Raw genomic sequence first — 17176 nt, forward strand, 5'->3', positions numbered from 1 at the left:
AGGTATGCGAAAGCCCGAACCACAAGGTGTTCGGTGTGTTTCATTGTCTGCTTATGAAGAAAGCGGATCAATGCAGATGTCCCACACTTACACCAATATTTCTGGGCTATTTTTGGGTCTCGGAAGAAGAGATCCAGTGCTTCAGCCCCAATATTACGCCGTCTGCTTCTTCTTTGGGCGCGATGAACAAATTGTGTTTATCGCTGGCGAAAGATCGCAGCTCTTCGAGCGCATTGGCGACAACCACGCCACGCACATCAGGCAGCTCGAACATGGCCCGGTCGTTGCCGGTGTCCCCCGCCACGACGATTTCATCGAGCCCGACCCTCAGGTGATCGCAGAGCCAGCGAATGGCCGCACCCTTATCCGCCGCGCGGGGAAGAACATCGAGGTCGCGTGCGCTGGAATAGACGATACGCGCGTCAACACCATTGTCGTTCAGCCGCCGCTCGATATCTGCCAGCACATCTTCATCGGCATTGTGAAGGTACCAGCTGGATTTCAGACCATGTTGGTATCGCTCCGGCTGAAGGCTGATGCCGGGCACATCCTTCATGACCGAGGCGATCCTGTCGGCGTCGAAGGCCGCGCCAAGCTGCGAGGCGTAAGCCTTCGAAAGCCCTGGTTCGTCCTGGCGTGACAGCATGGTCCCCACACCGCCAATGATGTAATCGGGGCGAGGCAGGGGTACGGTATCCAGAAGTTCTAGCTGATCGTCGATCAGCCGTCCGCTGTTGAAGACCAAGAGCGGGCGTCTTTCTTCCGGAAGCGCGTTCCAGAAATCGCGGAAACGCGCCGTCGCCTCATGATTGCCGACGACGGTGCCATCCAGATCCGTGGAAAAAAGGCGAACCGGTTTCAATCGCCGTCATTCCATGGTTCGGCCCAATCGGATTCCTCCAGAACGGGCATCATCGTGCGGCCTTCGACAACGGAGAGAAGTTGTTGCGCAATGCCCGTCCAGGTAAACAGGCTACGCGCCTTATGGGCTCCCATGCGTGACAGCCGGCCATAGAGACGCTCGTGCTTGAACGGCTTCATCATCGTGATGCCAAGATCTTCCTTGTCGAAAGGATCGGCAAACAGTGCATGACGTCCATAGCTCACGGCACGGAAGAGGCCGCCATGAATGGTCACGACAGTTGGCGTGCCGCTTGCCATCGCCTCGATCGCCGTCATACCGAAAGGCTCGTAACGGCTGGACAGGACAAAAAGATCGGCGGCGCGGTATATATCCGGCAGATCCTCATCCGAGACGTAACCGGAGAAGACCACCTTGTCTTCGAGGCCGAGTTCCCTGACCCGATCCTTGAGTTGGTTCAGGATCGTCGTCTCCTGGGCATCCATATTCTCGCCGCCAACGGCAAGATGCAGGCGCGCTTCGGGCTCGCGCTCAGCCAGCACGGAGAAGCCATCGATCAGAAGGTCGTAGCCCTTGTTGGTGGCCAGGCGGCCAAGCGCAAGAACGGTCTTGCCTTCGAAGCCGAAACGCTGACGCAGCATCTGCCGTGAGGCTTCCGATACAGGGAAGAAGCGGTTGTCATCATATCCCGGCGGGATCATATGGACCTGCTTGCGCTTCAGCCCATAATCTTCAAGCAGCACATCAAGCTGCACCGGAGTCGTCGCGATCACCATATCGCAGCTGCGGTAGATGATCAGTTCGTGTTGAATGCGTTCCTTGAAGTTGAATTCCAGTTCGAACGTATCGGACTTTTCCGGATAGTCGGTTTCCATCTGGCGCTTTTTCCAGATGCCGAGAGAATGGGGCGTATGAAGGTGGGGAATTTTCAGTGCTTCGGAGAGCCGCTGTCCCGCAACTCCGGCGTCCCAGTAATGACTGTTGATGAAGGAATAGGTAAGGTCGTTTTTCTTGATGAACCGTAGCGCGTTTTCGCACCATTCCAGCAGATGGCGGTGAAGATATTCCTTCGGAATAAACTCCTTGCCGCCGCAAGGAATGCGAACGACGCGGACGCGATCGTCCACCTCATCGATTTCCGGCTGATCCTCAAAGCGACGGGTGTACAAATCGACCGTGTAACCGAGTTGGCCGAGTTTCTTTGCAAGTTCGAGGACATAGACCACCTGTCCTCCGGTGTCGGCTGCGCCAAGCGGCGGGTGTGCGGCTACATAGCCATGCGTCGATATGAGTGCTATCCTTGGATAGCGTTCAGTTTCGCTCGTGGTAGTCATCGCGTCCCATCTTGGTAGAAATTTCCAATAACCCGTCAAGAACGTCTTGAAGTTGATAAAGTTCCCGGGAAAATTGCCCGATCAGGATTTTTCTTTCTGCAGGAGTGCAAAGCCGCTGTCTTTGTGTATGGGTATTTTAGCAGTTGCCCTGCGTCAACTCGGCACCTGCCAATGCATCTTGTCATTTGATAAATAAGGATGATCGAGACGGAGAATGCCGGATGGCCAGGGGACGATTTGCATTTGCCAGCGCACCTGAAAGGGCGCTGGCGCTAGGGGAAATTCATGCAAGGCCGACCGTGCTGCTCGGTCCCTCGCGCATCATCGTCCAATTGGCCTTCATGATGGATGGCGGCGCCTCCGTCCATCACTCCGCGATTGCGGAAATGTCGCGTAGCCGCGGTGTCGCGCCACCTGAACGTGACGCACGACACCACACCATGCCATGTGGGCTGGGAACGCTTCGGTGGGAGAGACACACCGAATTCTCGACCTGGTTCTGGGATGGGCCGGCACCGGAAAAGATCGGCGGCGATATCGTTGGCGATCCGTTCGGCGACGGCTTTTCGCCGCCCGGCTCGCTGATCTCGGCCGTCAGGCTGGAAATCCGCCCTGACGGGTTGGAGACGGTCGATGCGGAAAGTCATTTCGATCCGATCAGCCTCTGTCACTCGACGGTCCGCGAAGGGCAGGCTTCCATCCTCACCGATTTTCGCCAGGACCGCGACGGGCTGACGCAGTTTCTTCTGCTCGATCGTGGACTGACGGATTCGGGGCGCGGCGGTATCGTGCAGCGTCTGCTGGACATCGAAACCTATCGCACACTGGCGATGCTCGGGCTTCCGTTGGCACAGACTCTTTCTCCGGAAATTCGCCGGATCGAGGACGGTCTGACTGCGATTACGCAGCGGATGAAGAACGGTGCGCGCGAAGAGGCCGATGCGCTTCTGGCCGAAATGACGCGCCTTGCCGCAGAACTGGAAGCCAATGCGGCGCTCAGCCTCTACCGCTTCGGCGCGAGCCGCGCCTATGACGTGATCGTGCGCGAGCGCATCCGCACACTGGCGGAAACGCCGATCCAAAGTCATGAAACCATGGCGACCTTTCTGGAGCGGCGCCTGGCCCCTGCCATGCGTACCTGTCAGTCGGTGGAAGAGCGTCAGGCAAACCTGTCGCGCAAGCTCTACCGCGCCACCGCTTTGGTCCGAAGCTGGATCGATGTCGAGCTGGAGCGACAGAATACCGTGCTTTTGAACAACATGAACAAGCGCGCCGCCATGCAGTTGCGCCTGCAGCAGACGGTTGAGGGTCTCTCGGTTGCCGCCATTTCCTATTATGTCGTTGGACTGATCGGATACCTCGTCAAGGCGGTCACACATGACCTCCTGCCGATCGATCCGGCGGTGGTCACGGGCGCCTCGGTCCCGGTGGCCGTGCTCGGCGTCTGGTGGGTCGTGCGCAATATCCGCAAGCGCCATGCCGATGGCACGCATTGAGGTCTACAGCAGGATGCACCGACTCAAAGAGTGGGAGCATCCTTGTCCCAATAGGGGAGCGGACCATAAAGGCCCGCGAGGTAATCGATGAACAGGCGAACCTTGGCGGGCAGGAAGCGGCGGCTGGAGTAGACTGCCGAAAGAGCGACATTCTTCGATCCTTCATAGGCAGGCAGAACCTGAACCAGCGCGCCGGATTTCAATTCTGGCCCGATATCCCAGGTGGAACGCAGCGCAATGCCGAGCCCGGAAATCACGGCTTCACGGATCACCTCTGACGAGTTGGTCACAAGCAGACCTTCGGGCCGTAGATTGAACGCGCCCTCTGGTCCTTCCAAGCGCCAGAGATCGTTGTTATGGGCAGGCAGGCAGCGATGGTTCTTCAGATCCTCGATCGTTTGCGGTAGCCCATGCGCTTCGATATAGGTCCGAGACGCGCACAGCACGCGGCGGACCGGCGCCAGCCGCCGCGCAACGAGGCTCGAATCGGAGAGATCAGCGATGCGGATTGCGAGATCGTAGCCACCGGCAACGATGTCGATGAAGTCGTCGCTGAGCGTCAAGTTGATGGAGAGCGACGGGTGCTGGTCCATGAAACCTTTCAGATGCGGCGCGACATGCATGCGTCCAAAAGAAGTGGAGGCGGAAACCTTCAGCGTTCCGGTGAGCGTGTTCGACCGGCCAGAAACGAAATCCTCCGCCTCTTCCAGCCCCTCCAGCACGGCAAGAATTCTCTGGTGAAACCCCTGTCCCGCTTCGGTCAGGGAGATTTGCCGTGTGGTGCGCTGAAACAGACGCGCACCAAGCTTCTCCTCCAGCCGCTTGATTCGCTTGGAGATGACAGCCGGAGAATAGCCCAACTCCTTGGCGGCCACTGACATGCTGCCGGAGGCTGCGACGCTGGCAAAGACTTCGAGATCGCCAAGATTCGTCATTGGTCACCACTATTCTTTCCGGATTGGAAACAATCTCTAGCATTTGCGAGGGTTGCCACCAAGGCGCAAACGCCGCATAGGATTGTGTGGATGAGGGAGGCATCGGCAGACCATGTCGCAATCCATTCAATTCTTGAAACCGCGCGCCGGGGTGCTTTCCAATCGGGATCGGATCGTTTCCGACCTCGCAGACCTGCTTCCGCCGGACTGTCTTGTGCATGAGCCGCGAGAGCTCGTTCCATTTGAAACCGACGCCTTTGTCTCCTATCGCCGCCTGCCGCTTGCGGTCGCGCTACCGAAGACCACGGCGCAGGTCGCGGCCGTCCTGAAATACTGTCACCGCTATGACATACCCGTGGTGCCGCGAGGAGCAGGAACGTCGCTCTCCGGCGGAGCGATCCCGCAGGAAGATGCCGTGGTGATCGGCCTGTCGAAGATGTCTTCCATTCTCGAACTGGATTTCTTCAACCGCACCGCCACCGTCCAAGCGGGCGTTACCAATCTCTCGATTTCCGATGCCGCTGGACCGCAGGGCTTCTTCTACGCGCCCGATCCTAGCTCGCAGCTCGCCTGCACCATCGGCGGCAATATCGGCATGAATTCCGGTGGGGCGCATTGCCTGAAATATGGTGTGACCACCAACAACCTTCTCGGCGTGAAGATGGTTCTGGTGGATGGCACAGTGCTGGAACTTGGCGGCAAGCACCTGGATGCGTCCGGCTATGATTTGCTCGGCCTCGTCTGCGGTTCGGAAGGCCAGCTCGGCATCGTCACGGAGGCGACCGTGCGGCTGATCGCCAAGCCGGAAGGTGCGCGCCCTGTTCTGTTCGGGTTCGAAAGTTCGGAAGAGGCCGGCTCCTGCGTGGCCGATATTATCGGCTCCGGCATCATTCCCGTCGCGATCGAATTCATGGACAAGCCGGCGATCGAGATTTGCGAGGCTTTTGCCAAGGCGGGTTATCCGCTCGATGCCGGCGCTCTCTTGATCGTTGAGGTCGAGGGCTCGGAAGACGAGATGGATGCGATGTTGGCCGATATTGTCGCGATTGCCCACAAGCATGCGGTCAAGACGGTGCGCGAGTGCCAGTCCGCCATGGAGGCTGCGGCGATCTGGAAGGGCCGTAAATCTGCCTTCGGCGCCACAGGCCGGATTGCCGACTATATCTGCATGGATGGCACGGTACCGCTTAGCCAGCTTTCCTACGTGCTGAAGAAGACGAGCGAGATCACCGACGCGCTTGGCCTTCGCGTCGCCAACGTCTTTCATGCGGGCGATGGTAACATGCATCCGCTGATCCTGTTCAATGCCAACGACCCGGAGGATGCCGCGCGCGCCGAGGAGGCGGGCAACCAGATATTGAAGCTCTGCGTGGATGCGGGCGGCTGCCTGACCGGCGAGCACGGTGTCGGCATCGAAAAGCGCGACCTGATGCGTCACCAATATTCCGACGAAGATCTGGCACAGCAGATGGCAGTCCGTTCGGCCTTTGACGAGGGCTGGATCTTGAACCCCTCCAAGGTCTTTCCTCTGGAGGGGCGGTCGTGATGGACGCCGCATATCCGACCTTTACTCCGCAGACGGAAGCGGAGGCATGCGGTCTCATTCGCGGCAGCGCAGAGGCGGGGCGCAAATTCGCCATTAGCGGCGGCAACACCCGCTCTGGCTTGGGCAATGCTGTAGAGGCGGATGCAACGCTGTCGTCGCGGTGCCTGAGCGGCATCGTCTCCTACAATCCTGCCGAGATGGTCATGACGGTCAAGTCGGGAACGCCCGTCGCCGAGGTCGAGGCAGCATTGGCCGATGCCCGGCAGATGATGGCTTTCGAGCCCATGGATCATCGTGCGATCATGGGAACGGCAGGTGAGCCCACCATCGGTGGCGTTTTTGCTGCCAATGTCTCCGGCCCCCGGCGATATGTCGCTGGTGCCGCGCGCGACAGCCTGCTCGGCATTCGCTTCGTCAATGGCCGGGGCGAGGCGATCAAGGCCGGTGGACGGGTGATGAAGAATGTCACCGGGCTCGATCTCGTCAAGCTTCTGGCAGGCTCTTACGGCACGCTGGGCTTCCTGACGGAAGTGACCTTCCGCGTGCTGCCGGTTCCGCCCGTAGAAGTGACGATGGTCATTTCGGGGCTGGAGGATGAGATTGCCACCAACGCCATGGCGGCGGCGATGGCGACGAGCTTGGAAGTGTCCGGTGCGGCGCATCTGCCGGAAAGCGTCAAATCGCGTTTCTTGGGCGGGATGCTGCCTGAGGGTGCGGCCACCGTGTTGCGACTGGAAGGTCTCTCCGCATCGGTCGAGGCCCGGTCGAAAAAAATCCAAGCGCTTTTGTCCGCATTCGGTCCCATGATCGTACTTGCGCAAGACGAGAGTCGGGCATTGTGGCGAGACATCAAGGACGTAGCGCCCTATACCGGCAATCCATCCAAGCCGCTCTGGCGCGTGTCGGTCGCGCCATCGTTGGGCCACAAGCTGGTTGCCGCACTCCGGTTGGAAGCGGGCATCGACGCTTTTTACGATTGGCAGGGCGGGCTTGTCTGGATGCAGATGGAGGCCGATCCGGACGCGCAGTTGCTGCGCGGTTGCATCCGCTCACTCGGCGGTGGTCATGCGATGCTTCTCCGTGCAGCAGATGCTGTGCGGGAGACGGTTCCGGCCTTCGAGCCGCTGAATTCGCTCGAGGCGGCTTTATCTCAACGCATCAAGGAAAAGCTCGATCCGGCGGGGCTCTTCAATCCGGGCAGAATGGGGATCTGACCATGCAAACCTCCTTCTCACCTGAGCAGCTGGCCGATCCACATGTCGCGGAGTCCGAAAAGATCCTGCGCAAATGCGTGCATTGCGGTTTCTGCACGGCCACCTGTCCCACCTATGTGACGCTCGGCAACGAACTCGATAGTCCGCGCGGTCGCATCTATCTCATCAAGGACATGCTGGAGAACGACCGTCCCGCCGACCGTGAGGTGGTGACCCATATCGACCGCTGTCTGTCCTGTCTTGCCTGCACCACCACCTGTCCGTCCGGGGTGGATTATATGCACCTGGTGGATCATGCGCGCATCCATATCGAGAAGACCTATCGCCGCCCATTGATGGACAGGCTGATCCGCAGCCTGCTGGCGGCCGTCTTGCCGTATCCCGCACGCTTCCGGCTTGCATTGAAGCTCGCGAAGATCGGTCGCCCACTCGCACCGCTTTTGCGCAAGGCTGCTCCGTTGAAGCCGCTGGCTGCCATGCTCGAGCTTGCGCCGAGCGACGTTGCGCCGGCGGTAGACCGACCTGCGGTTCATGCTCCCGTCACAGAGAGGCGGGGTCGTGTCGCGATCCTCAGCGGTTGCGCGCAGCCGGTTCTCGATCCGGCCATCAACGAGGCGACGATCAGGCTTTTGACGCGCCTCGGGATTGAGGTCGTTGTGCCGAAAGGCGAGGGCTGTTGTGGCGCGCTCGTTCATCACATGGGCCGTGAAGAGCAGGCGCTCGCCTTTGCCCGCCGCAATGTCGATGTCTGGATGGGCGCAGTGGAAGAGGGTGGGCTCGACGCCATCATCATCACCGCATCCGGCTGCGGGACGACAATCAAGGATTACGGCCATATGCTGCGGCTCGATCCGGCCTATGCGGAAAAGGCAGCGAAAATCTCCGGGCTGGCCAAGGATATCACCGAATATCTGGCGACGCTGGAACTGCCCGCGCTGGAACGCAACGGCCTTTCGGTCGCCTATCATTCCGCCTGTTCCATGCAGCATGGTCAAAAGATAACCATGGCGCCGAAGACGCTGTTGAAGGCAGCCGGTTTCGTGGTGCGCGATCCGGCTGAGGGACATCTCTGCTGTGGTTCGGCCGGGACCTACAATATCATGCAACCGGAGATTTCGGGTCAGTTAAAGGCGCGCAAGGTCAGGAACATCGAAGCGACCAGGGCCGATATCATCGCCACCGGCAATATCGGCTGCATGACGCAGATCGCCACCGGCACGGCTATGCCGATACTGCATACGGTTGAATTGTTGGAGTGGGTTTACGGCGGTGAACAACCGGCGAAGTTACGCCAGAAACAAAAAACGAGCGGCTGAGCCGCTCGTTTTTCATCGGTTGCTGCTAAAAGCGCTTCACCGTGCCCCCTGGCATCCCCCGCCAAAGTTGATGGATTGCAATCTAGCGTTTCCGGCAAGGGCCGCAAGTATTCGTATGAAAAAGGACAGTGTCCGGCATCAAACTTATAGTCCGGCGTTGCTATCAGATCACAATAACCCTCGTGCCAACTTTCACGCGCTCGTAAAGGTCGGTGACATCTTCGTTACGCATGCGAATGCAGCCCGACGAATTGTTGCTGCCGATAGTCCAAGGCTGGTTGGTGCCATGGATGCGGTAGAGCGTCGAGCCCAGATACATGGCGCGAGCACCCATTGGGTTTTCCGGTCCGCCTTCCATGAAGGCTGGAAGATAATGACCCTTCGCGGCTTCGCGGGTGATCATTTCCTTTGGCGGCGTCCAAGTCGGCCATTCCGTCTTGCGGGTGATGGAATGTGTGCCCGCCCATTCGAAGCCAGGCTTGCCGACGCCCACACCGTAACGGCGTGCCTTGCCACCTTCCATCACCAGATAGAGCAGCCGGGCAGGGGTATCGATGACGATCGTACCGGGCGCTTCTTTTGTGTCGTAGTCGACGATCTGGGGTAGGAACTGCGGGTCGATTCCCACTCTTGGGGCATTGGGTCGCGCAGCCACCGCCTGAGGGCGCTGCTGCACGGCGCGACGCTGGAAGAGTGGCTGGCGCTGTGGCGGCTGCGGATAGACGACGGGTTGCACATTGCCACGACCCAGTTGCGTCACCCAGGGCGCCGTCAGATCGGGGCTGACGACGATCGGCGGACGTTCGCGATAGCGGTCATTGGCCATTGCCGGATTGAGAGCGGCACAAACGGCGCTCAAAGCTAGGAAGACGGTTTTCATCGACATCGGGTGGACTCTTTTACATGACACCGGAAACTGATCGTCACGTTCGCATGCGCAGACCAGCGAATGGTAAAGAGGCTTCGGTGAAATATGCGATTTTGCTGAAACCTTTCGATAAGGTTAGCAGGCGGTTTTAAAACAGGGTGAATCAATGGTAAGAACCGTGCTGAAAGAGACGGTGGCGCATGAGTGAAGACGGGTTGTTGACGGGCGAGGATGGCAAGGTCCGCTGCTTCTGGCAGCAGGGGCTGGAGGATTACCGCCGCTACCATGATGACGAGTGGGGCCACCCTGTCACGGACGACAAGCGGCTGTTCGAGAAGATCTGCCTCGAAGGGTTCCAGTCAGGTCTTTCCTGGCTGACGATCCTGCGCAAGCGTGAGGGCTTCCGTGCCGCCTTTGCCGGCTTCGATTTCGACAAGGTCGCTGCCTTCGATGATACCGATATTGAGCGGTGCCTGGCTGACAAGGGTATAGTCCGTCATCGCGGCAAGATCGTTTCCACCATCAACAATGCCAGGCGTGCAGTCGCTCTTCGCGAGGAGTTTGGTACACTGGCGCGCTACTTCTGGAGCTTCGAGCCCAAGCAGGAGGAGCGCCCGGATGTCTTCGATTATGCCACCCTGCGCGCCAATCCAACGACGCCCGCCTCCATTCGCCTGTCCAAGGATCTGAAGAAGCGGGGCTGGAGTTTTGTCGGCCCCACCACCGTTTATGCTTTCATGCAGGCCATGGGCATGGTCAACGACCACATCGAGGGCTGCCATTGTCGCTCTCGTATCGAAACGATGCGGCAGGGGTTCATACGGCCGTGAAGACATTTTTGAGATGTGCTCTTGCCTGCTTGCTGATCGCGACCGTTTCCGTGCCGGCCGTTGCCGAACAGCGCAATGTAGACGGCATGTGGCTCGACGATGGGGAACAGTTGAAGGCTGTAGAAATGCCAGCCTCCGGCAATCTGAAACTGAATGGCTGGACCCGTCAGGGCAGGGGAGATGTCTATCGCCTGAAGGTGAAGGCCGGTGAAACGCTGAAGGTTTCGCTCGTGAGCCGTAGCGAGTTCGTCGTCATGGCGATTTTTGATTTCGCCAAACCGGACGACGATGCGATCTTCTTCAGCGATACCGGCAACAACACCACGGTGCTGACACCGAAGGAAGACACCGAATGGCTGATCCGGCCTATCCTGGTGCTGAGTTCGTCGCGCCGGGGTCTTGGTGCCAATTACACCATCACCGTTGAGCGCCAACCCTAAACGGATCAGCCTGCAATCGCGATCAGCCCGACCGACAGCGCGCAAAGCAGCATCAGCGACGCTGTGGCAGCCACGATCACCTTGCCGCCTGCATGCCGTAGCGAGCGGATATCCACGGAAAGACCGAGGGCTGCCATGGACATGATGGTGAGCACATTGGCAAGGCTGCTGATGGGCGCCAACGCACCATTCGGGATCAAGCCGAAGGAGCGCGCCATGATCATCAGTACGAAGCCGAGGATGAACCAGGGCACCATGCGCTGTAGATCGAGACGACCGCTCGCACCCCGGCCATGAATGATCGACAGCGTGGTGACGACGGGACCGAGCATCAGCACGCGGATGAGCTTGACCACCGTACCGGTTTGAACGGCAACCGCGCCCGCCGGTGCCGTTGCCGCCAGAACCTGCGGCACGGCATAAACAGTCATGCCGGCGAACATGCCGTAATGAACGGCATCCATGGAAAAGAGGCCCGGCAGTGCCGGCATGATGATGACGGCTGCGACACCAAGGACGGCGGTAAAGGCAATGGCTGCGGTCACATCCTGCGCCTTCGCACCGACGGCAGGTGCTGCCGCAGCAATGGCGGAGTTGCCGCAGATCGAGTTGCCGCAGGCAACGAGAATGGCAAGCTTTGGCTCAAGGCCGATTACACGGCTGATGGCGTAGCTGCCGGCAAGCGACAGGGCGACGATGAGGGCGATGCCGAAGATCAACAAGCCACCTGCGCCCTTCAGAATGGAAAGGCTGAGTGACGCACCGAGAAGCACCACCGCGACTTCCAGCAGCGTCTTGGCGCTGAATTTGATGCCGGCCGTGGTTGCTTCCGGAAGCCGGGAAAAGCTTTTAAGAAGAACGCCAAAGACAATCGCGATCACCAGATCGCCAAGCCAGGCATGACCGGCCAATCGTATCTGAGCGCTTTCAACGACAATGGCGGCAAAACTGATGGTGCCGCATAGAAGGATGCCCGGAAGCATGCGCAACGCCGGGAAGCGCGATAGTGACAGAGACGATGTCAATGAACGATGATGAGCCATGCATGCATCATCTTCCGAATATCCGTTCCATTCCATCAAATAATATGGCATGTTTCGTTCGATAAAATCGAATGATTGCCGATGACGTTCGAACAGTTGAGAATATTCGTGGCTGTCGCAGAAAGACAGCATTTGACCCGCGCCGCCGAGGCTTTGGGCCTGACAGCCTCTGCCGTCAGTTCCGCGATCAAGACGCTGGAGGCCTATTATAATGTCGAGCTGTTTCACCGCGTCGGCCGCGGCATCGAGTTGACGGAAAGCGGTCGCGTCTTCCTCGACGAGGCGCGTTCTACCTTGAACCGGGTGCGCAGCGCCGAACTGATCCTCTCGGAAATGGGCGGCCTGACGCGTGGTGAAACTCGCGTCTTCGCCAGCCAGACCATTGCCAGCTACTGGCTGCCGTCCATCCTGATGCAGTTCAAGCAATTATATCCTTGCGTGACGGTGACGCTTGAGGTGGGCAACACTCGTACCGTGACGGAAGCGGTGCTGAAGGGCGTCGCGGAGATCGGCTTCATTGAAGGTGATATCGATGAGCCGGCGCTCTCGGTTCGACCCATCGTGTCGGATAAGCTGCTCGTCGTGGTAGGCCCGCTCCATCCTTTCTCGGACGGCCGACAATTGAAGGCGCAGGACATTCGCTCGACGACATGGGTGCTGCGCGAGCAGGGCTCTGGCACGCGTTCCGCCTTCGAAGCCGCTTTGAGGGCCATGGGCATGTCCCTGGCCGATTTGCAAGTGACGCTGGAGCTGCCATCCAATGAGGCCGTCGTTGCAGCAGCGCGCGCGGGCGGTGCGGCTGCGGTGGTGTCGGCATCCGTTGCGGCCTTGATGCTGCGTCAGGGGCTGCTTACCCGCGTCGGCATCGACTTGCCTGCGCGGCAATTTTCACTTCTCATGCACAAGGAAAGGCATCCGAGCCGCGCCTCGCTCGAACTGGAGCGACTGAGCCGGGAATTCGCTGGTAGCTACAAAGCAGGGCTCACCGGGCTTTGATGCGGGTCTTTAAGGGAAGCGCCCTGGAGCGCTTCCCAAGGCGTGGACTAGTAGCCCTTTGACTTCAGCCACTCTTTCATCATGGCGATTTCCGCTTCCTGCGCCTTGATTACCTCTTCGGCCAGTTTGCGGATTTCCGGGTCCTTGCCATATTGCAACTGCACCTTGGCCATATCGATCGCGCCCTGATGATGCGGGATCATGCCACGGACGAAATCGACATCGGCATTGCCGGTATAGTCCTGCCGCATGGCGGTGTGCATTTTTTTGGAAACCTCCATGAAGGCCTTGGTCGAGGCGCTGTCCGTGGCTTCCTGCTTGAGCATAGTGTGGCCGGCATGGCCCATTGCGTCCTGCGCAAGCGTTGGCATGGTAAGAAACGCGCTGATTGCTGCAGCGATGGAGATGGTCTTGATAGACATGGGATATCCTTCCTCTGTCGGAAATTTCGATTGAGCCTGAACGTCGAAATAATCAGATGCGGGGAGGAGGAAGAGGTGGCACGGGAGCATCGCCAACGAGACTTGCTTGCAAGCCCGGCACGGGAGCGGCGTCAGGCGATCGGCCTTTTTCCGCAAAGATAAGGTCGGGTAGAAGAACGAGGCAAGCAGCGCAGAAGGGTGCGTGCGTCATGCTCTTTCCATGCGGGCACGGAGCGCTATGTCTGCCCGTCTCTTCGGAGCCATCCGTCATACCGTGCCCGGTCGGATGAGTCTTCGCCATGCCATGTGCGTGGCTCTCGCTTGCAGGCATCGATGCATCCATTGCCGCCGTACCCGGCATGGCGCCGTACAGCAGGCAGGCAAGAAACATCAATGTGCGAACCAAAAAGCGCATGTCGTCATTCTAGCGCATCAATCGCGGTTATAAAATGGCGCTCATCTCACTTCGCTGGCAACGACCTTGTGGATGATCTGATAGTCTCTGCTCTCCTCGCCGAAGGGCGCGACCGGCCAGTCCCATTGCTGTACGACCTTGGGAACAAGCACCCCATGCAGCAGGTCTTCCTGCTGGTGCACTTTCCCGATTTTGTCGATGATGTCGAAACGTGTATCTGTGAGAAGGCAGACCTTGCAGGGCAGACCCGAAAGACCATCGACATGGGCCTGGATCAACCGGTGGAGCGTATCCTCCAGCGAACCGCTTGCTCCCTCCTGTTCCATTCTGTGGCGTGCGCCTGTGCCGATCTGGGACAGCAGATTGGCGGAAATGACGAGATCGAGATAAGGAACCTGCCTGAGGAAACTCAACGGCTCGAATGCGCCGCCCGTCTTCAATGCATCATAGCCGGAAAGATCGCGGCTATTGAGAACGACATTGCGGTACTTCCGTCCGTAGAGCGTCATCCGCATGCTGGACAGATGCACCAGATCGACCAGCACCAGCGTGTCGAACACTGCGGCGAGCTGCCGCCATGGTACATCCCGCAGTAGGCCCGAGCCGAGGATAACGGCTGTGCGTCGTTGCTTCAATTTCGATGCTGTCGAGAGCATGAAGCGCTTACAGTTCTCTTCATGCTCTTCCCATGCTTTCGCACATCGGTTGGCCCGTGCCCACAGATTGACGGAGTAGCGGATATGCGGGCGAAATTCCGGCGCTGTTTTCCAATATGTTCCGGCGTAATTCAGGGCTTCGAGGATCATTGCGTCTTCATTCTGAAGGGGAATATGGGACCTGTGCAGGCTTAACCCGCCTGCACAGGTCAACGCAGTATCAACTGCGCTGCGGTTCGACCAGAGCATTGACGATCCGCCGCACCAGCGGCAATACAAGAAGCAGCGTCGGGAACGCCACAAACCATGAGAGACCCCAGGCGGGCAGCCACCGGATCATAAAATCCTCCGTAAAGCCGATGGCGCGGACCGTCGCGATGAGCGAAACGACAAATGTCATCAGGATGGAAAGCACCATAGGCATGAGAATGGCGCCGTAGCGCGCGGGTAAGCGTGAGAATGTCATGAAACATGTCTTTCTAAACGTCGTCTTCAAAAGCGCACCTCGTTCGCGCCCTCAAAGAGCGAGGGGGTAAGGCGCGTTGCTTGACGTTAGACGCTTACGGTCGAAATCGACGACGAAGACGAGCTAACACGGGCGCAGAGAGCTTTCAAGCGTTCTTGCGTTGCGCCTGCGATCTCAAGCGCGATCGTTAGGGATAGACGTCTCGGCGATGACCGATTTCGATGACGACAAGCTTGTGATCCTGGCTGTCGCAGATGATGCGATAATCGCCAACACGGTAGCGCCAGAAATTGCCGAGTTCCGAGCCTTGTAGCGACGATCCCGTTTGCCTCGGATTTTCCAACTGTAGCAGCCTGTCTTGCAGAAAGGAGCGGATGCGATGTCTTGTCTGTGGGTCGAGTTTTTTGATCTGTTTATGAACGAGAATGTCGTATTCAATTGTCCAGGTCACGCCAGAACGCCTCGGCGCTTATAACCTTGGATTCACCGCGTTGGATGCGCCGCGTCGCCTCTTCCGCCAGAGACAAATCCTCCATATCTTCAATATGTTTTTCTATCGCTTCACGGATGTAAAATGCGGAGGTGCGGCCGGTGCGCTCAGAAAGTGCTTTCAGGCGTTCATAGGTCTCATCCGGCAGGCGGATGGCGGTTTGCTTGCTCATGAGGTTCTCTCCGGAAGAGATTGGGATGCATGTATCCCATCTGGCAGTTTTCGCATCAAACGCCAGCAAATGCGCTGGCCTCCGGCCTTGCCGCATGGGGCGTCATCCTCTAAGACACCGGCTTGATTTCAAGAGACAATCGGACTGGCATCATGAGCGAAAAAGCAAAAAAGCCTCAGAAACTGAAAGCCCGCCTGCCGCGCGGCTTCGTGGACCGTTCGGCTGCCGATATCCATGCCACCAATGAGATGATCGAAAAGATCCGCAAGGTCTATGAGCTTTACGGTTTCGATCCGGTCGAGACCCCGTTGTTCGAATACACCGATGCGCTTGGCAAGTTCTTGCCAGATAGCGACCGGCCGAATGAAGGCGTCTTTTCGCTTCAAGACGATGACGATCAGTGGATGAGCCTGCGCTACGATCTGACGGCGCCGCTTGCCCGTCACGTGGCGGAAAACTTCAACGAAATCCAGCTGCCTTACCGCACCTACCGAGCGGGCTACGTCTTCCGCAATGAGAAGCCCGGTCCCGGCCGGTTCCGCCAGTTCATGCAATTCGATGCCGATACTGTCGGTGCTGCAGGCGTTCAGGCGGATGCGGAAATGTGCATGATGATGGCCGATACGCTGGAAGCGCTCGGCATCAAGCGCGGCGATTACGTCATTCGCGTCAACAACCGGAAGGTTCTGGATGGCGTGATGGAAGCCATCGGTCTCGGCGGTCAAGAGAATGCCGGCCGTCGTCTCAACGTGTTGCGCGCCATCGATAAGCTCGACAAGTTCGGCCCGGAAGGCGTGAGGCTCTTGCTCGGTCCCGGTCGCAAGGATGAGTCCGGCGACTTTACCAAGGGTGCTGGGCTGGACGAGGCGCAGGTCGACAAGGTTCTCTTCTTCGTCGGCATCAAGGATTATGCGGCAAGTGCGGACGATCTGGCAAAGCTTGTCGCCGGCACCTCCAAGGGCGAAGAAGGTGTCGACGAACTAAATGTCATCGGCGCGCTCGTTGCAGGCGCCGGTTACGAGGCAGATCGCATCAAGATCGATCCGTCGGTCGTTCGCGGCCTCGAATATTATACCGGCCCGGTTTACGAGGCCGAGCTGACATTCGATGTCACCAACGAAAAGGGTGAGAAGGTCGTTTTCGGCTCGGTCGGCGGCGGTGGGCGCTACGATGGTCTCGTGTCGCGCTTCATGGGCCAGCCGGTTCCCGCAACCGGTTTTTCCATCGGTGTCTCGCGTCTCATGACGGCGTTGAAGAATCTTGGCAAACTCGGTCAGGCAAAGCCGCTTGCTCCTGTGCTCATCACCGTCATGGATGGCGATGTGGAAAGCATGGGACGTTACCAGCGCTTCACACAGGCTTTGCGCGCTGAGGGCATTCGCGCCGAGATGTATCAGGGCAACTGGAAGAAGTTCGGCAACCAGCTGAAATATGCCGACCGCATGGGCGCGCCGATTGCCATCATTCAGGGTGGCGACGAGCGTGCAGAAGGCGTGGTGCAGATCAAGGACCTGATCGAAGGCAAGCGCCTCTCCGGCGAGATCGAGGACAATGCGACATGGCGCGAAGCGCGTGTGGCTCAGGAAGTGGTGCCCGAAGCCGATCTGGTCGCGAAGGTGAAGGAAATCCTTGAAGCACAGGCTGAAGACCGGCGCCGGGCAGAAGGCTGAGTGCC

At 58.7% G+C, this 17176-nt stretch carries 19 protein-coding genes; 8 read left to right on the top strand and 11 right to left on the bottom strand.

All coding sequences use genetic code 11. The features are described 5' to 3' along the window. Window positions 1-106: 106 nt before the first annotated feature. Window positions 107-862, bottom strand: coding sequence for an HAD-IIB family hydrolase (locus tag QE435_RS16675; protein WP_349042042.1), 756 nt, complete (start codon window positions 860-862; stop codon window positions 107-109). Further along, on the bottom strand, window positions 859-2196 hold the full coding sequence (locus QE435_RS16680; protein WP_309772451.1) for a glycosyltransferase family 1 protein: 1338 nt from the start codon (window positions 2194-2196) through the stop codon (window positions 859-861). The genes QE435_RS16675 and QE435_RS16680 overlap by 4 nt, the downstream gene beginning before the upstream one ends. A 221-nt stretch (window positions 2197-2417) precedes the next feature. Between QE435_RS16680 and QE435_RS16685 the strand changes: the two genes are divergently transcribed. Continuing rightward, on the top strand, window positions 2418-3692 hold the full coding sequence (locus QE435_RS16685; RefSeq protein ID WP_306931191.1) for a DUF3422 family protein: 1275 nt from the start codon (window positions 2418-2420) through the stop codon (window positions 3690-3692). Window positions 3693-3715: 23 nt separating this feature from the next. Here QE435_RS16685 and QE435_RS16690 read toward each other — a convergent pair whose 3' ends face one another. Continuing rightward, window positions 3716-4627, bottom strand: a complete 912-nt coding sequence (locus QE435_RS16690) for a LysR family transcriptional regulator (RefSeq protein ID WP_349042043.1) — start codon at window positions 4625-4627, stop codon at window positions 3716-3718. A 112-nt stretch (window positions 4628-4739) separates the two neighbouring features. Here QE435_RS16690 and QE435_RS16695 point away from each other — a divergent pair, with 112 nt between their 5' ends. The 3 genes from QE435_RS16695 to glcF are packed head-to-tail and all read left to right on the top strand — an operon-like array spanning window position 4740 to window position 8703. Next, a complete protein-coding gene (locus QE435_RS16695) occupies window positions 4740-6173 on the top strand; it encodes an FAD-linked oxidase C-terminal domain-containing protein (RefSeq protein ID WP_349042044.1) in 1434 nt (477 codons plus the stop codon). Then, window positions 6173-7387 (top strand): FAD-binding protein, encoded by a 1215-nt coding sequence (locus QE435_RS16700; protein WP_349042886.1) that lies wholly within the window; start codon window positions 6173-6175, stop codon window positions 7385-7387. Before QE435_RS16695 ends, QE435_RS16700 begins: the two co-directional genes overlap by 1 nt. 2 nt (window positions 7388-7389) lie before the next feature. Further along, on the top strand, window positions 7390-8703 hold the full coding sequence (glcF, locus tag QE435_RS16705; RefSeq protein WP_349042045.1) for a glycolate oxidase subunit GlcF: 1314 nt from the start codon (window positions 7390-7392) through the stop codon (window positions 8701-8703). Window positions 8704-8866: 163 nt separating this feature from the next. Here glcF and QE435_RS16710 read toward each other — a convergent pair whose 3' ends face one another. Further along, window positions 8867-9589 carry a L,D-transpeptidase gene (locus tag QE435_RS16710; RefSeq protein WP_349042046.1) on the bottom strand — a complete coding sequence of 241 codons (723 nt, stop codon included), beginning with the start codon at window positions 9587-9589 and terminating at the stop codon, window positions 8867-8869. Between the two features lie 182 nt (window positions 9590-9771). On the opposite strand from QE435_RS16710, the gene QE435_RS16715 reads away from it, so the two are divergent. Both QE435_RS16715 and QE435_RS16720 read left to right on the top strand, forming a co-directional pair. Continuing rightward, the gene (locus tag QE435_RS16715; protein ID WP_349042047.1) at window positions 9772-10401 is read left to right on the top strand and encodes a DNA-3-methyladenine glycosylase I; all 630 of its coding nucleotides are present in this window, start codon (window positions 9772-9774) and stop codon (window positions 10399-10401) included. Further along, complete coding sequence (locus QE435_RS16720) at window positions 10398-10841, top strand: hypothetical protein (RefSeq protein ID WP_306931201.1); 444 nt, start codon at window positions 10398-10400, stop codon at window positions 10839-10841. The genes QE435_RS16715 and QE435_RS16720 overlap by 4 nt, the downstream gene beginning before the upstream one ends. A gap of 5 nt (window positions 10842-10846) precedes the next feature. Here QE435_RS16720 and QE435_RS16725 read toward each other — a convergent pair whose 3' ends face one another. Further along, window positions 10847-11884, bottom strand: a complete 1038-nt coding sequence (locus QE435_RS16725) for a putative sulfate exporter family transporter (protein ID WP_349042048.1) — start codon at window positions 11882-11884, stop codon at window positions 10847-10849. Between the two features lie 81 nt (window positions 11885-11965). Between QE435_RS16725 and QE435_RS16730 the strand changes: the two genes are divergently transcribed. Beyond that, on the top strand, window positions 11966-12880 hold the full coding sequence (locus tag QE435_RS16730; protein WP_349042049.1) for a LysR family transcriptional regulator: 915 nt from the start codon (window positions 11966-11968) through the stop codon (window positions 12878-12880). Window positions 12881-12927: 47 nt separating this feature from the next. On the opposite strand, the gene QE435_RS16735 is transcribed toward QE435_RS16730, so the two are convergent. From QE435_RS16735 to QE435_RS16760, 6 genes are all read right to left on the bottom strand, one after another. Continuing rightward, complete coding sequence (locus QE435_RS16735; RefSeq protein WP_349042050.1) at window positions 12928-13302, bottom strand: DUF305 domain-containing protein; 375 nt, start codon at window positions 13300-13302, stop codon at window positions 12928-12930. Between the two features lie 52 nt (window positions 13303-13354). Continuing rightward, complete coding sequence (locus QE435_RS16740; RefSeq protein ID WP_349042051.1) at window positions 13355-13717, bottom strand: hypothetical protein; 363 nt, start codon at window positions 13715-13717, stop codon at window positions 13355-13357. 41 nt (window positions 13718-13758) lie between these two features. Continuing rightward, the gene (locus QE435_RS16745) at window positions 13759-14523 is read right to left on the bottom strand and encodes a hypothetical protein (protein WP_349042052.1); all 765 of its coding nucleotides are present in this window, start codon (window positions 14521-14523) and stop codon (window positions 13759-13761) included. Window positions 14524-14593: 70 nt separating this feature from the next. Then, complete coding sequence (locus QE435_RS16750; RefSeq protein ID WP_309772468.1) at window positions 14594-14839, bottom strand: DUF2798 domain-containing protein; 246 nt, start codon at window positions 14837-14839, stop codon at window positions 14594-14596. A 187-nt stretch (window positions 14840-15026) separates the two neighbouring features. Further along, a complete protein-coding gene (locus QE435_RS16755; RefSeq protein WP_349042053.1) occupies window positions 15027-15290 on the bottom strand; it encodes a type II toxin-antitoxin system RelE/ParE family toxin in 264 nt (87 codons plus the stop codon). Then, window positions 15274-15501: a DUF6290 family protein gene (locus QE435_RS16760; protein WP_309772471.1), complete on the bottom strand. Its 228-nt coding sequence runs from the start codon at window positions 15499-15501 to the stop codon at window positions 15274-15276. Before QE435_RS16760 ends, QE435_RS16755 begins: the two co-directional genes overlap by 17 nt. Before the next feature lie 152 nt (window positions 15502-15653). Between QE435_RS16760 and hisS the strand changes: the two genes are divergently transcribed. Next, window positions 15654-17171: a histidine--tRNA ligase gene (gene hisS, locus QE435_RS16765; RefSeq protein ID WP_349042054.1), complete on the top strand. Its 1518-nt coding sequence runs from the start codon at window positions 15654-15656 to the stop codon at window positions 17169-17171. The last annotated feature ends 5 nt before the right edge of the window (window positions 17172-17176 follow it).

It is taken from the genome of Agrobacterium sp. SORGH_AS 787, assembly GCF_030819035.1.
In the GTDB taxonomy this organism is placed as follows: Bacteria; Pseudomonadota; Alphaproteobacteria; order Rhizobiales; family Rhizobiaceae; genus Agrobacterium; species Agrobacterium larrymoorei_B.

Coding starts and splice junctions, on each gene's coding strand:
- QE435_RS16680 (WP_309772451.1), bottom strand. CDS start 2,196: ATGACTACCACGAGCGAAACTGAACGCTATCCAAGGATAGCACTCATA.
- QE435_RS16685 (WP_306931191.1), top strand. CDS start 2,418: ATGGCCAGGGGACGATTTGCATTTGCCAGCGCACCTGAAAGGGCGCTG.
- QE435_RS16690 (WP_349042043.1), bottom strand. CDS start 4,627: ATGACGAATCTTGGCGATCTCGAAGTCTTTGCCAGCGTCGCAGCCTCC.
- QE435_RS16695 (WP_349042044.1), top strand. CDS start 4,740: ATGTCGCAATCCATTCAATTCTTGAAACCGCGCGCCGGGGTGCTTTCC.
- QE435_RS16700 (WP_349042886.1), top strand. CDS start 6,173: ATGGACGCCGCATATCCGACCTTTACTCCGCAGACGGAAGCGGAGGCA.
- glcF (WP_349042045.1), top strand. CDS start 7,390: ATGCAAACCTCCTTCTCACCTGAGCAGCTGGCCGATCCACATGTCGCG.
- QE435_RS16710 (WP_349042046.1), bottom strand. CDS start 9,589: ATGTCGATGAAAACCGTCTTCCTAGCTTTGAGCGCCGTTTGTGCCGCT.
- QE435_RS16715 (WP_349042047.1), top strand. CDS start 9,772: ATGAGTGAAGACGGGTTGTTGACGGGCGAGGATGGCAAGGTCCGCTGC.
- QE435_RS16725 (WP_349042048.1), bottom strand. CDS start 11,884: ATGGCTCATCATCGTTCATTGACATCGTCTCTGTCACTATCGCGCTTC.
- QE435_RS16730 (WP_349042049.1), top strand. CDS start 11,966: ATGACGTTCGAACAGTTGAGAATATTCGTGGCTGTCGCAGAAAGACAG.
- QE435_RS16735 (WP_349042050.1), bottom strand. CDS start 13,302: ATGTCTATCAAGACCATCTCCATCGCTGCAGCAATCAGCGCGTTTCTT.
- QE435_RS16740 (WP_349042051.1), bottom strand. CDS start 13,717: ATGCGCTTTTTGGTTCGCACATTGATGTTTCTTGCCTGCCTGCTGTAC.
- QE435_RS16745 (WP_349042052.1), bottom strand. CDS start 14,523: ATGATCCTCGAAGCCCTGAATTACGCCGGAACATATTGGAAAACAGCG.
- QE435_RS16750 (WP_309772468.1), bottom strand. CDS start 14,839: ATGACATTCTCACGCTTACCCGCGCGCTACGGCGCCATTCTCATGCCT.
- QE435_RS16760 (WP_309772471.1), bottom strand. CDS start 15,501: ATGAGCAAGCAAACCGCCATCCGCCTGCCGGATGAGACCTATGAACGC.
- hisS (WP_349042054.1), top strand. CDS start 15,654: ATGAGCGAAAAAGCAAAAAAGCCTCAGAAACTGAAAGCCCGCCTGCCG.